We start from the raw sequence: 14,244 nt of genomic DNA, 5'->3' as shown, positions 1-14,244 counted from the left end.
ACGCAGAGGGCCGAGCGGACGGGACGGAGCGGGAACGTTCCCGAGCCGCCCCGTCCACACCAACACCGGGTCCGGGACCTCCTACTTGGCAGGAGTATCGGTCGCGGCCGGGCTCTTCTCGGCGCCGTTCGACAGCGTCCCGTTCTCCAGACCTTCCTCCACCGCAGTGACGGCCTGGTCGACGAGCCGCTGCTCCTGCTTCAGTCGGCGGGCGACCAGGTATGCCTGGCGTTCGCTCCGGAAGGACCTGACTGTGGCGACGCACAAGCCGATCATCACCAGGCTGAACGGCAGCGCGGTGATGATCGCCGCCGTTTGCAGGGTGGTCAGCGATGCGGTCCCGCTGCCGCTGGCGACCAGGAGCGCGATGGCCACGGCGCCTTCGGAGCCGGCCCAGAACACGCGGCTCCACACCGGCGGTTCGGGGTCGCCACCCGAGGCCAGCATGTCGACCACGAAGCTGCCGGAGTCGGAGGAGGTGACGAAGAACAGCACGATCAGCAAAAGCGCCGCCCCGGCGACGAGCGCTCCGCCCGGCAGGGTGTCGAGCAGTTGGAAGAAGGCGCTGTCGGTACCGACCGTGCCGTCTTCCCCGACCAGTCCGCCGCCACCCAGCGTCTCGCGGTGCAGCGCCGAGCCGCCGAAGACCGCGAACCAGACGAAGGTCAGCAGAGTGGGTATCAACAGCACCCCTGTGACGAACTCGCGCACCGTCCGGCCGCGGGAGATCCGGGCGATGAAGATACCGACGAACGGCGCCCACGAGATCCACCAGCCCCAGTAGAAGACCGTCCAGCTGCTGACCCAGGCTGTGCCGTCATGGCCTTCGGTGGCCCCGGTGTTGAAGCTCAGCGTGACGATGTTCTGCAGATACGCCCCGATGTCCTCGACGAACGTATTGAGGATGAAGAGCGTCGGGCCCGTGATGAGCGCAAAGATCAGCAGCACTCCGGCCAGTGTCATATTGATGTTCGACAGCCATTTGATGCCCTTGCCGATGCCCGTGACCACCGAGATGGTGGCGATCAACGTGATGCCGATGATGAGGGCGACCTGCACGGACTTGTCGGGGTCGGCCACCCAGCCCCGGGACTCCAGACCCGAGGCGATCTGCACCACGCCGAAGCCGAGAGAGGTGGCCACGCCGAAGAGGGTGCCGACGAGGGCGATCACATCGATCGCGTCACCCCAGCGACCCCTGATCCTGTCACCGAGGATCGGCTCCAGTGCCCAGCGGATCGAGACCGGGCGGCCCTTGCGGTGTACGGCGTAGGCGACGGCGAGGCCGACGACGATATAGATGGCCCATGGGTGGATTCCCCAGTGCAGGAACGTCTGGACCATGGCGAACTCGCTGCGCTCGGCCTCTGCCTTACCGACGCCGGGCCTGGGGGAGACGAAGTGGTTCAGCGGCTCGGCAACGCCCCAGAAGACGAGCCCGATGCCCATACCGGCAGCGAACAGCATCGCCAGCCATGAGCCCATGCTGAACTCGGGCTTGTCGTCGTCCGCGCCGAGCCTGATGTCGCCGAAGCGGCCGATTCCGACCCAGAGGGCGAAGATCACGAAGAGCGAGACCAGGGCGGTGTAGTACCAGCCGAGACCGCCGACGATCTCCTCCTGCACCGTGCTGATGGTCGTCTGTGCCGAGGTCCTGAACACCGTGGCGTACAGCACGAAGCCGGCGACGATGATCGCGGACGGCCAGAAGACACCCGGCGCGATCGACGACTTACGGGGTGGGGGCCCGGCTGTCTCTTCGCCGGGGGAGTTTCCTGGCGATTTCGCCATGGGGACAGCCATGCTGTCATCCCTTCTGCTGGTCGTGCGTGCGGGCGGGCGTGCGGTCGTGCGGGCGTGCGATCGGAATCGGGCTCGGACGGGGCGATGGGGCGGCGGCCGATGCGGCGCCACGGGTCCGGTCGTCTCCGGCGGCCTCAGCGGTCTGCAGTCCCGGCAGTCATGGCGCGGTGCCGGCGCACCGGCGGAACCGGCGCACCGGCGGTGCCGGAGTGCAGTACGGAGCACCGGCGGCTGGTACGGAGCAACAGCTGAACTGTTGCGTAATAAGAAGCCTGTCTCTATGAGCGCAACAGAGAACACTTCGTGAATCCAGCCGTCAAGGCCCTGGTCCACAGAATCTCCGAGCGATCCGCCAAGGTCCTGGCCGCCGGAACCCCTCAGTGGCAGGCGGTCGCGAGCTGCGCTGAGGCATCCGTCCGGGCCGGGTCCACCTGCTTGACAAGGGGTGGGGGGAACCTCAAACTTGCGTTGCGTCTTACGCAATCAGTTTCACATTACGCATCAAGGGTGATCACGATGATTCCTGTGTGCCGTCTCGCCGACCTGCCGCGAGGCGAGGCCAGTCGGTTCGAGGGGGACCCGCCCATCGCCGTGTTCCACACCGAGGACGGTGAGGTCTACGCAATCGACGACACGTGCACTCACCAGGACGCTTCGCTCTCCGACGGCTGGCTGGAGGGGTGCGAGGTGGAATGCCCGCTGCACGCCTCGAAGTTCGACCTGCGCACGGGCAAGCCCGACGGTCCGCCCGCCCGGCGCCCTGTGCGTACCCACGAGGTCGTGGTCGAGGACGGCATGGTCTGCGTACGGCTGTCCGAGGCCGTCCCCAGCGTCCCGGCCTGCGCCGCCCGCCGCCTGGCCGTCGAGGGGGCCGTATGAGGGCAGCGGCTGTGGCCGGTGCGTCGCGCCCCGAGCTGTTGTCGGCTGAGGCGTCGCACGCCGAGCCGTCGCCCGCCCGGGCCGCCGTCCGGACAACCGTCCCATCGCACCCCGGAAGACCGGCACTCCATCCGTACGGGCTTCCGCGGCCCGGTCGGACCCTGGTCATGGGGGTGGTGAACGTCACGCCGGACTCCTTCTCCGACGGCGGGCTGTCCCTCGCCCCTGAAACGGCCGTCGCACACGGACTCGCACTGCTCGAGCAGGGCGCGGACATCGTGGACGTGGGCGGTGAGTCGACGCGGCCCGGTGCGGTACGCCCGTCCGCCGAGGAGGAGGTGCGGCGCGTCCTGCCCGTCGTCCGGGAACTCGCCGCGGCAGGCGGGACCGTCAGTGTTGACACCATGCGGGCCGAGGTCGCCGCTCGCGCCCTCGACGCGGGGGCGCGGCTGGTCAACGATGTCTCGGGCGGTCTCGCCGATCCGGCGATGCTGCCTTTGATGGCGCGGGCCGGCGCGCCGTACGCGGTGATGCACTGGCGCGGGCACGCCGCCGGCATGCAGGCGAACGCCGTGTACGACGACGTCGTCACCGATGTGGTCGATGAGCTGTCGCTGAGGATCGAGGCGGCGCTGCAGGCCGGGGTCCCACCCGGCTGCTTGATCGTCGACCCCGGGCTGGGCTTCGCCAAGACGGCCGGACACAACTGGGAGCTGCTGGCCCGTCTCGGGGAGGTCGCCGCGCTTCGGTATCCCCTCCTCGTGGGCGCGTCTCGCAAGTCCTTCCTGGGTTCTCTGCTGGCGGACCCGGAGACGGGAGAGTCGCGCCCGGCGCGGCTGAGGGACCCAGCGACCGCCGCCGTATCCGTCCTGGCGGCCGCGCAGGGGGCCTGGTGCCTGCGCGTGCACGATGTGGCCTCGACCCTCGACGCGGTTCGGGTGACGGCCCGCTGGGGCGATGACACGGCACCTTCGTCGCAGGTCCCTCTGCGGCAGCGACTCAGTGGCGGGTTCAGCGCACATCCCCGCTCTTGACACCAGCCGCCTCCCCCCGATTCCCTTGTTGCGTGATGCGCACGCCGTTGCATATAAGGAAACACGGCGCTGTCCTTGAACCGCCTCTGGCACCCCTCCACGACGACCCTCGCCGCGTGGGCGTCCGACGTCTTTCGAAGGTGGCACGATGACCGTGACGAATCCGTCCCCGAGTCTGATCTCCACGCTGCCCGGGGAGCACTACACCGACCCTGAAATCTTCCGCATGGAGCAGGAGCGGATTTTCGAGGCCATGTGGTTCTGTGTGGCCAGAGCGTCGGACCTGGCCGGACCGGGAAGTTTCCAGACGCGCCAGGTAGGGCGCGAGAGCGTGCTCATCTCCCGCGCCCGGGACGGCTCGGTCAAGGCATTCCTGAACATTTGCCGGCACCGTGGCGCGAAGCTGTGCACCCAGGAATCGGGTGAGGTCAAGCGGGCCTTCCAGTGTCCGTACCACGCCTGGACGTACGGGCTGGACGGCAAGTTGGTCGCCGCCCCCAATCTGACGTCGATGCCGGATGTCGACCGGACCGAGTACGGGCTGATCAAGGTGCACGTCCGGGAGTGGCTCGGGTATGTGTGGGTCTGCCTGGCCGACGATCCGCCTTCGTTCGATGACGAGGTGAGGGGCGCGGTGGCCCAGCGGCTGGGGAGCGCCGAGGCGATCGACAACTACGGGATCGACGGCCTGGAAGTGGGCCGCAGGATCACCTACGACGTCAAGGCCAACTGGAAGCTCATCATCGAGAACTTCATGGAGTGCTACCACTGCGCCACCATCCACCCCGAACTGACCGAGGTGCTTCCCGAGTTCGCCGACGGATTCGCCGCCCAGTACTACGTGGGGCACGGTGCGGAATTCGGGGAGGACGTGGCGGGGTTCACCCTCGGCGGGGCCGAGGGTCTGGACCGGATTCCGGGCGTAGGTGAGGAGCAGGACCGCCGCTATTACGCGATCACGGTCAGGCCGCAGGTGTTTGTCAATCTCGTCCCTGACCACGTCATCTTCCACCGGATGTTTCCGGTGGCCGCCGACCGGACCGTGGTGGAATGCGACTGGCTCTACCTCCCGCACGTCACGGCGAGCGGCAAGGACCTGGACCATTCGGTCGAGCTCTTCCACCGGGTGAACCAGCAGGACTTCGACGCCTGTGAGCGCACGCAGCCCGCTATGAGTTCCCGTGCCTATGCCCAGGGCGGTGTCCTGGTGCCCAGCGAGCACCACATCGGTGAGTTCCACACCTGGCTCCAGAAGCGGCTGACCGCGTAACGGCGGCCGCGTTCCGTATCCGAGGAGGGGACGAGAAGGGGGAACGATGGCACGCAAGGCGCCGCGCGAGGAGCCCGGTGAGGACGCGCTGGAGGTGGGCGAGGCGAAACGCTGGGCCGCCGGACTGCCTGCCGTGACCCATGCACTGCGCATGGGGTACGAGCAGATGGGTGCGCGGCGCACGGCGCTGACGCTGCTCAAGGTGAATCAGCAGGACGGTTTCGACTGCCCGGGCTGCGCCTGGCCGGAGGGCGAGCACCGCAGCCGGGCCGAGTTCTGCGAGAACGGCGCCAAGGCCGTCGCAGAAGAGGCCACCGTCCGGCGGGTGACGCCCGAGTTCTTCGCCGCACACCCGGTGGACGAGCTCGCGCGTCGCAGCGACTACTGGCTGGGTCAGCAGGGCCGGCTCACCGAGCCGATGTACAAGGCGGCCGACTCGGAGCACTATGTGCCGGTCGGCTGGGAGGAGGCGTTCAGTATCGCAGCCCGTGAGCTCAACGCGCTGCGAAGCCCGGACGAGGCCGCCTTCTACACCTCGGGGCGCACCTCCAACGAGGCGGCGTACCTCTACCAGCTGCTCGTACGGCAATTCGGCACGAACAATCTCCCGGACTGCTCGAACATGTGCCACGAGTCGAGCGGCTCGGCCCTCACGGAGACGATCGGTGTGGGCAAAGGCAGCGTCCGCCTCGACGATCTGTACTGCGCCGACCTGATCTTCGTCGTCGGACAGAATCCCGGCACCAATCATCCGCGGATGCTCTCGGCGCTGGAGAAGGCCAAGCGGCGCGGTGCGCGTATCGTCGCGGTGAACCCGCTGCCCGAGGCCGGGCTGCAGCGCTTCAAGAACCCGCAGAACGCCCGTGGCATCGCAGGTGGCGGCACGCCCCTCACCGACCGCTTCCTGCAGATACGGCTCGGTGGTGACCTGGCGCTCTTCCAGGCGCTGTCCCGGCTGCTGGTCGAGGCCGAGGACGCCGTGCCCGGTACGGTCCTCGACCACGACTTCATCACCGCGCACACCGACGGCTTCCAGGACTACGCTGCACACCTGCGGGAAATCGACTGGGCCGACATCACCGAGGCGACCGGACTTGCGCGCGAGGCCATCGAGGCGACCGCGCGCGAGGTCACCGCCGCCCGGTCGGTCGTGGTGTGCTGGGCCATGGGGCTCACCCAGCACAAGCACTCCGTGCCCACCATCCGCGAGGTCGTGAACTTCCTGCTGCTGCGCGGCAATCTGGGACGGGCCGGAGCCGGAGTGTGCCCCGTGCGGGGCCACTCCAACGTCCAGGGCGACCGGACGATGGGGATTCACGAAAAGCCGGACCCGGAGTTCCTCGCCGCGCTGGGCAGGGAATTCGGCTTCGACCCGCCCCGCCACCACGGTTGTGACGCGGTGGAGGCGATCCGTGCGATGGCCGCGGGTGAGGTGAAGGTGTTCTTCGCCATGGGCGGGAACTTCGTATCCGCAGCGCCGGACACCGCCGCCACCGAGCGGGCCCTGCGAAGCTGCCGCCTCACCGTGCAGGTCTCCACCAAGCTCAACCGCTCCCACGCCGTCTGCGGCCGGGAAGCCCTCATCCTCCCCACCCTGGGCCGCACCGAGCGAGACCGGGGTCCGGGTGGCGAGAGGCGGTTCGTCACCGTCGAGGACTCGATGGGGATGGTGCACGCCTCACACGGGACGCTGCCACCCGCCTCGCCGCACCTGCTCCCGGAGCCGGTCATCGTCTGCCGGCTGGCACAGAGCCTCTTCGGCACCGGCGGTCCGCGTCGTGGTGATCGGGACGGCGGCGCGGGCGGGCCCGTGCCCTGGGCCGGTTTCGAGGCCGACTACGACGCCGTCCGCGACAGCATCGCCCGGGTCGTGCCGGATTTCGGCGGCTTCAACGCCCGGGTGCGGCAGCCCGGCGGCTTCACCCTGCCCCACGCACCCCGCGACGAGCGGCGCTTCCCCACCCGTACGGGCAAGGCCAACTTCACGGTGAACACCCTGGAGGTGCTGCGCGTCCCGCCCGGTCGCCTGCTGTTGCAGACGCTGCGCAGCCACGACCAGTACAACACCACGATCTACGGGCTCGATGACCGCTACCGTGGCATCCACAGCGGACGCAGAGTGGTCTTCGCACATCCCGACGACCTCGCCGAGCGCGGGATCACCGACGGCGATCTGGTGGACCTCGTCAGCGAGTGGACGGACGGCCTGGACCGGCGTGCCGACGCCTTCCGAGCCGTCGCCTACGACACCGCCCGCGGCTGCTGCGCGGCCTACTTTCCCGAGGCCAACGCACTGGTCCCGCTCGGCTCGGTGGCCGACACCTCCAACACGCCGACCTCCAAGAGCATCGTGGTACGCCTGGAGCGCCGTGGCTGCTCTTCCCACGGACCGGGGGAGGATCAGCCGGGGTAGCCCATCCGGTGGCTGATCTCCTCGGCGCCCTTGAGGAGGGCCGGGGCGACCTCGTGCATGCGCTCCTCGGTGAAGCGGTAAGCGGGTCCCGACGCGCTGATCGCGGCGATGACCTCGCCGTCCCGGGAGCGGATCGGGGCCGAGATGGCGTTCAGCCCGACCTCGAACTCCTCCAGCGCCAGCGCGTACCCCTGCTCCCGCACCTGGACGAGGCTCTTCTCTAGCTTCGTCTTGGCGGTGATGGTGTGGGGTGTCTGCCTTCGCAGCCCGGAGGCGAGCAGTTCGGCGCGCTCCTTCGCCGTCAGGTGAGCCATCAGGACCTTGCCGCTGGATGTGGCGTACGGCGGGGTGAGCCGTCCGACCCAGTTGTGGGCGCCGACCGCGCCGGGGCCGCGCACCTGGTAGAGGTTGACCGCGTAGTGCTCCTGCAGCACGCCGATGTTGACGGTCTCGCCGATCTCCTCGGCGAGGCGTTCGCAGACCGGTCTGCCCTGCTGGGTGATGTCGATGCGACCGGTGACCGCGCTGGCCAGGCGCACGATGCCGAAGTCGAGGCGGTACTTTCCGCGCTCGGCCGTCTGCTCGACCAGACCGCGTGCCTCCAGCGCCCCGAGCAGGCGGAAGGCGGTCGACTTGTGGACCTCGAGCTCGGTGGCGACCTCGCTGACGCCTGCCTCGCCACGCTCGGCGAGGATCTCCAGGACACTTACGGCACGGTCGACGGACTGCACTCCGCTGTTCACGGGGCCTGTTCCCTTGGGTGCCGCATGGTTGCTCATGACGCAACTATACCCACTGGTAGCACTCGCCTGCGAGTAACGGCACCGTCGGCGGTGGCCCCCTGCGAAGTCCTCGTCCTGTCAGCGGAGGCGGGCTGCTGCTCCTGTCAGCGGAAGACCACTGTGCGGTTGCCGTTGACCAGCACCCGGCTCTGGCTGTGCCACTCCACAGCGCGGGCGAGGACCTGTGCCTCGACGTCACGGCCGAGGGTGACCAGTTCGCTCGGGTCGTGGGAGTGGTTCACGCGGACGACGTCCTGCTCGATGATCGGCCCCTCGTCGAGGTCGGGAGTGACGTAGTGGGCCGTGGCGCCCACGAGTTTGACGCCGCGCACATGTGCCTGGACGTACGGCCGTGCCCCCTTGAAGCTGGGCAGGAAGGAGTGGTGGATGTTGATGGCCCGGCCGTCGAGCTGCTTGCACAGGGAGTCCGAGAGGATCTGCATGTAGCGGGCCAGCACGACCAGGTCGATGCCGAGTTCGTCGACCAGTTCCAGCAGCCGTGCCTCGGCCTCGGCCTTGCTCTGCGGCGTCACAGGGATGTGGTGGAACGGAATGCCGTAGTTCTGTGCCAGTGGCTCCAGGTCGCGGTGGTTGGAGACGATCGCCGGGATCTCGATGTTGAGCGCCCCTGTGGACTGGCGGAAGAGCATGTCGTTCAGGCAGTGGCCGAACTTCGACACCATGATGAGGGTGCGGGTCGGAGCTGAGGCGTCGTAGAGCTGCCAGGTGATCCGGTACGCCTCGGCGACCGGACCGAAGCCGGAGCGCAGATCCTCCAGCGACACCGCCGGCTGAGAGGTCTCGAAGTGCACCCGCATGAAGAAGCGGCCCTGCGTCCGGTCCTCGAACTGCTGGCTCTCCCGGATGTTGCCGTAGTGGCCGACGAGGAACGTGGTCACAGCGTGGACGAGACCCGCCTGGTCAGGGCACGAGAGCGTGAGGACGAACTCGCGGCCGGGCTGCGGTCGAGGAGACATTGAGATCCTCCATTGGTGCGCATTACGCAACGCGATGAGCAATGCGCAACATGGTTCAGGTCTGGGCCCGACTGGTCAAGGGGGTGCGCCGCAATGGCTCCGCGTTCTGAGATCCCGTCCCCGGCAGCTCCTTCGTCCGGACTCGTGGCGCAGGTGCCACAGGAGGGGGCTTTCCTTTATGCGCAACGTGATGCACGATACGCAACAACGCTGTGCTGCGGCCGAGCTGCCCGTCATGGGTTGTCCCCCAGGTTTCCGTGACTGCCTGAAGTGCTGTCCCGGTCGTTGCCCGGGCTGCTCCGGTCGCCGCCAAGGCTTACCCCGGCGGTCGCGCAGAGTCCCCGAGGTAACCCCTTGACAGCGTTCAAAGAGGCCCGGCACCGTGAGTTGCATAATGCGAAGCGCGTTGCGTACACGGCAACTGGAGGTTGTGCCATGGCGGGACCACGCGTGGTCATCATCGGAGCGGGCGTCGTGGGAGCGGCACTGGCCGACGAGTTGTCCGCCCGGGGCTGGACCGAGGTCACGGTCGTCGATCAGGGCCCGCTGCCCGCCACCGGCGGCTCGACGTCCCACGCCCCAGGTCTGGTCTTCCAGACGAACCCCTCGAAGACCATGACGGAGCTGGCCCGCTACACCGTGGAGAAGTTCAGTGCCCTCGAGGTCGACGGGCAGCCCTGCTACCTCCAGGTCGGCGGATTGGAGGTCGCTGCCAGCCCCGAGCGGCTCGCCGAACTGCAGCGCAGGCACGGCTGGTTGACCTCCTGGGGGATCGAATCCCGGCTGATCGGCCCGGACGAGTGCGTCGAACTGCACCCGCTGGTGAACCGCGCACGGGTATTCGGCGGGCTGCTCATCCCCACCGATGGCCTGGCCAAGGCCGTCCTCGCGGTCGAGGCCCAGCTCGAGGCCGCACAGGAGCGCGGTGTGCGGGCCCTCGCCCACCATGAGGTCCTCGACATCAGCACCGAGGACGGCCGCGTCAGCGCCGTCGTCACGGACCAGGGGGAGATCCCCGCGGACATCGTCGTGTGCTGCGCCGGAATCTGGGGCCCCAAGATCGCCCGTATGGTCGGGATGAACCTCCCGCTGACGCCGCTGGCACACCAGCTCGCCTGGACCGGCTCGGTGCCGGCCCTCGCCGGGCAGAGCGAGGAAGCCGTCCGCCCGATCCTGCGCCACCAGGACGCCGATCTCTACTACCGCGACCGCTTCGACCAGCTCGGCATCGGCTACTACGGTCACCGTCCCATGCCCGTCGACCCGGACGACATCCTCTCCGTCGACGCTGCCGAGCAGATGCCCTCCGTGCTCCGCTTCACCGAGGACGACTTCGCCGACGCCTGGACCGAGACCCAGGACCTGCTGCCCGCGACGAAGGACGCCAAGATCGAGGAGGGCATCAACGGGCTCTTCTCCTTCACCACCGACGGGCTTCCCCTGCTCGGCGAGTCACCCGACGTCAAGGGCTTCTGGGTCGCCGAAGCCGTATGGGTCACCCACTCGGCCGGCGTCGGCCGTGCCGTGGCCGAGTGGCTCGTCGACGGCCACTGCTCCTCCTTCGACCTGCACGAGTGCGACGTCAACCGCTTCGAGGCGCACCAGCTCGCCCCGGAGTACGTCCTGGCGCGCGACTGCCAGAACTTCGTCGAGGTCTACGACATCCTCCACCCGCTCCAGCCGGCCGGTGCTCCCCGGCCTTTGCGGACCAGCCCCTTCCACCCACGCCAGCAGGAGCTGGGCGGGTACTTCCTGGAGGCGCACGGGTGGGAGCGGCCCCAGTGGTACGCCGCCAACGAGCACCTGCTGGAAGGGCGGGACATCCCCACGCCCAACGACTGGGCAGCCCGCTACTGGTCGCCCATCGTCGGAGCCGAGGCCCAGGCCACCCGCGAGTCCGTCGCCATGTACGACATGACGGCCCTCAAGCGGCTGGAGGTCACCGGGCCAGGCGCCGCCGCATTCCTCCAGAGCATGACGACGGCCAACGTCGACAAGTCCGTCGGCTCGGTCACCTACACCCTCATGCTGGACCACGACGGCGGTATCCGCAGCGACATCACCGTCGCCCGTCTCGGCCGCGACCGCTTCCAGATCGGCGCCAACGGCAACCTGGACCTGGAGTGGCTCACCCGGCATCTGCCCGAGGGGGGCTCGGTCCAGGTCCGCGACATCACGGCCGGCACCTGCTGCGTCGGCCTGTGGGGACCCAAGGCGCGCGAGGTGCTCCAGCCGCTCGCCGACCAGGACTTCTCCAACAAGGGGCTGCGCTACTTCCGCGCCAAGCGTGCCCACATCGGCTCCGTACCCGTCACCGCCATGCGGCTGAGCTACGTCGGGGAGCTGGGCTGGGAGCTGTACACCACAGCCGACATGGGGCTGAAGCTGTGGGACACGCTCTGGGAGGCGACCCGGCCCTACGACGGTATCGCGGCCGGCCGCGGCGCCTTCAACAGCCTGCGCCTGGAGAAGGGGTACCGGGCCTTCGGCACCGATATGACCTATGAGCACGACCCGTACGAGGCAGGCGTCGGCTTCGCGGTGAAGATGGACAAGGGCCACTTCATCGGCCGCCCGGCGCTGGAGCGGCGCGCGGCCGACGTACGCCGCCGTCTGACCTGCCTGACCATCGACGACCCGCAGGCCGTGGTGCTGGGCAAGGAGCCCGTGTACGACGGCGACCGGCCCGTCGGCTACGTCACCAGCGCCGCCTTCGGCTACACGATCGGCAAGGGCATCGCCTACGCCTGGCTGCCCGCCGGACTCTCCACCGCGGGCCGCGCCCTGACCATCGGCTACTTCGACCAGCGCATCCCCGCGGTCGTCGCCGAGGAGCCCCTGTTCGACCCGACCATGCAGCGCCTGCGGGGCTGACGAAAGGAAGCGCTGTGACCGCAACGACCCTGGACGGCCGACGCACCGCGGCCGCCATCCGCGCCGAGCTCACGGAGCGCGTCGCAGCGCTGGCCGAGCGCGGCGCCGCACCGGGCCTGGGCACCGTGCTCGTGGGCGACGACCCGGGCAGCCGGGCCTACGTCGCCGGCAAGCACCGCGACTGCGCCCAGGTCGGCATCGCCTCGATCCGGCGCGAACTCCCCGCCGACGCCACCCAGGCCGAGGTCGAAGCCGTGGTCGACGAGCTGAACGCCGATCCCGCCTGCACCGGGTACATCGTTCAGCTCCCCCTTCCGCGCGGGCTGGACGCCAACGCCGTACTGGAGCGGATGGACCCGGCCAAGGACGCCGACGGACTGCACCCCGCCAACCTCGGGCGGCTGGTGCTCGGCGTCGAGAGCCCGCTGCCCTGCACCCCGCGTGGGATCGTCGAACTGCTGCGGCGCTACGACGTACCGCTCGCCGGTGCCCGGGTCTGCGTGATCGGCCGCGGTGTGACGGTGGGACGGCCGATCGGGCTGCTGCTGACGCGCAGATCGGAGAACGCGACCGTGACGCTGTGCCATACCGGCACCAAGGGCCTGTCCTGGCATGTCCGCGAAGCAGACGTCGTCGTCGCGGCGGCCGGATCACCCGGGCTCATCACACCGCAGATGGTCCGGCCCGGTGCCGCCGTGCTCGATGTCGGTATCACACGCACCGAGGGCGGTCTGCTCGGCGATGTCCACCCCGACGTGGCCGAAGTCGCCGGCTGGTTGGCGCCGATGCCCGGCGGCGTGGGCCCCATGACCAGGGCCATGCTGCTGGCAAACGTAGTAGAGGCAGCCGAGGCCGCCGAGGCAGCCGAGTCAGCCGGAGCTGCCGAGGCAGCAAGGACCCGGGCCACCGAAGCCCCGCCGGGCCCGGACCACCCGGCACCCACCCCTCCCGCGCACCTGTCAGGAGATCCGCGATGAGCCCCCGCACCCCGGGCGCCGACCTCCCCGAGCACCCCGACTTCCTGTGGCGCACGCCCGAGCCCAAGCGCTCGTACGACGTCGTAATCGTCGGAGGCGGTGGGCACGGTCTGGCCACAGCGCACTACCTCGCCAAGAACCACGGCATCACCAACGTCGCCGTCCTGGAAAAGGGATGGCTGGCCGGCGGCAACATGGCCCGCAACACCACGATCATCCGCTCCAACTATCTCTGGGACGAGAGCTCAGGGCTCTACGAGCACGCGCTCAAGCTGTGGGAAGGGCTCGAGGACGACCTCGGCTACCCCATCCTGTTCTCCCAGCGCGGCGTGCTGAACCTCGCGCACAGCCTTCAGGACGTCCGCGACAGCGTGCGCCGCGTCGAGGCCAACAGGCTCAACGGCGTGGACGCCGAATGGCTCGACCCCCAGCAGGTCAAGGATGTCTGCCCGATCGTCAACGTCTCGCAGGACGTGCGCTACCCGGTCATGGGCGCCACGTACCAGCCGCGCGCCGGGATCGCCAAGCACGACTACGTAGCCTGGGGTCTGGCCCGCTCCGCCGACGCCGCCGGTATCGACCTCATCCAGAACTGCGAGGTCACCGGCATCGACGTCCAGGGCGGGCGGGTGGTCGGAGTGCAGACCAGCCGCGGTCGGATCGCGGCGGGGAAAGTGGCGCTCTGCGCGGCCGGCCACTCGTCCGTGCTCGCCGGGATGGCCGGGTTCGAGCTGCCCATCCAGAGCCATCCGCTGCAGGCTCTGGTCTCCGAGCTGCTCGAGCCCGTGCACCCGACCGTGGTGATGTCCAACGCGGTGCACGTGTACGTCAGCCAGGCACACAAGGGCGAACTGGTCATGGGTGCGGGCATCGACTCCTACAACGCCTACACCCAGCGCGGCGCTTTCCACATCATCGAGCGCCAGATGGCCGCGGCACTGGAGCTCTTCCCCATGTTCGCCCGCGCGCACGTCCTGCGGACCTGGGGCGGCGTTGTCGACGTCAGCCCCGACGCCTCCCCGGTCATCGGGCTCACCCCCGTGGACGGCCTCTATGTGAACTGCGGCTGGGGCACCGGCGGCTTCAAAGCCACCCCGGGCGCCGGCTGGGTCTACGCCCACACCATCGCCCACGACGAGCCGCACCCGCTCAACGCACCCTTCTCGCTCGACCGTTTCACCACCGGCGCGCTCGTCGACGAGCACGGCGCGGCCGCGGTGGCCCACTAGGAGCCC

The 14,244-nt window shown here is 69.1% G+C and carries 10 protein-coding genes; 7 read left to right on the top strand and 3 right to left on the bottom strand.

The annotated features are described in order from the left end of the window. Nucleotides 1-81 precede the first annotated feature (81 nt). The gene (locus tag JW592_RS00145) at nt 82-1,803 is read right to left on the bottom strand and encodes a BCCT family transporter (protein ID WP_229374963.1); all 1,722 of its coding nucleotides are present in this window, start codon (nt 1,801-1,803) and stop codon (nt 82-84) included. Between the two features lie 516 nt (nt 1,804-2,319). Here JW592_RS00145 and JW592_RS00140 point away from each other — a divergent pair. The 4 genes from JW592_RS00140 to JW592_RS00125 all read left to right on the top strand — a co-directional run bounded on the left by JW592_RS00140 (nt 2,320) and on the right by JW592_RS00125 (nt 7,399). Further along, on the top strand, nt 2,320-2,682 hold the full coding sequence (locus JW592_RS00140; RefSeq protein ID WP_209262735.1) for a bifunctional 3-phenylpropionate/cinnamic acid dioxygenase ferredoxin subunit: 363 nt from the start codon (nt 2,320-2,322) through the stop codon (nt 2,680-2,682). A gap of 167 nt (nt 2,683-2,849) precedes the next feature. Beyond that, a complete protein-coding gene (gene folP, locus JW592_RS00135; RefSeq protein ID WP_229374962.1) occupies nt 2,850-3,716 on the top strand; it encodes a dihydropteroate synthase in 867 nt (288 codons plus the stop codon). Nucleotides 3,717-3,864: 148 nt separating this feature from the next. Continuing rightward, on the top strand, nt 3,865-4,986 hold the full coding sequence (locus JW592_RS00130) for an aromatic ring-hydroxylating oxygenase subunit alpha (RefSeq protein WP_209262733.1): 1,122 nt from the start codon (nt 3,865-3,867) through the stop codon (nt 4,984-4,986). Nucleotides 4,987-5,032: 46 nt separating this feature from the next. Further along, on the top strand, nt 5,033-7,399 hold the full coding sequence (locus JW592_RS00125; protein WP_209262732.1) for an FdhF/YdeP family oxidoreductase: 2,367 nt from the start codon (nt 5,033-5,035) through the stop codon (nt 7,397-7,399). On the opposite strand, the gene JW592_RS00120 is transcribed toward JW592_RS00125, so the two are convergent. Together JW592_RS00120 and purU are read right to left on the bottom strand one after the other, a co-directional pair. Further along, a complete protein-coding gene (locus JW592_RS00120; protein WP_229374961.1) occupies nt 7,387-8,178 on the bottom strand; it encodes an IclR family transcriptional regulator in 792 nt (263 codons plus the stop codon). The two genes, JW592_RS00125 and JW592_RS00120, sit on opposite strands and share 13 nt — an antisense overlap. Nucleotides 8,179-8,285: 107 nt before the next feature. After that, the gene (purU, locus tag JW592_RS00115) at nt 8,286-9,158 is read right to left on the bottom strand and encodes a formyltetrahydrofolate deformylase (protein ID WP_209262731.1); all 873 of its coding nucleotides are present in this window, start codon (nt 9,156-9,158) and stop codon (nt 8,286-8,288) included. Nucleotides 9,159-9,593: 435 nt separating this feature from the next. On the opposite strand from purU, the gene JW592_RS00110 reads away from it, so the two are divergent. From JW592_RS00110 to JW592_RS00100, 3 genes are read left to right on the top strand one after another with little or no spacing between them, the layout of a single operon-like run. Next, complete coding sequence (locus JW592_RS00110) at nt 9,594-12,032, top strand: GcvT family protein (protein ID WP_209262730.1); 2,439 nt, start codon at nt 9,594-9,596, stop codon at nt 12,030-12,032. A gap of 14 nt (nt 12,033-12,046) precedes the next feature. Beyond that, a complete protein-coding gene (locus tag JW592_RS00105) occupies nt 12,047-13,009 on the top strand; it encodes a bifunctional methylenetetrahydrofolate dehydrogenase/methenyltetrahydrofolate cyclohydrolase (RefSeq protein WP_209262729.1) in 963 nt (320 codons plus the stop codon). After that, on the top strand, nt 13,006-14,238 hold the full coding sequence (locus JW592_RS00100; RefSeq protein WP_209262728.1) for a sarcosine oxidase subunit beta family protein: 1,233 nt from the start codon (nt 13,006-13,008) through the stop codon (nt 14,236-14,238). The genes JW592_RS00105 and JW592_RS00100 overlap by 4 nt, the downstream gene beginning before the upstream one ends. Nucleotides 14,239-14,244: the final 6 nt, after the last annotated feature.

Source organism: Streptomyces spirodelae, assembly GCF_017676385.1.
In the GTDB taxonomy this organism is placed as follows: domain Bacteria; phylum Actinomycetota; class Actinomycetes; order Streptomycetales; family Streptomycetaceae; genus Streptomyces; species Streptomyces spirodelae.
This window is presented reverse-complemented; position numbering and strand designations above follow the sequence as displayed.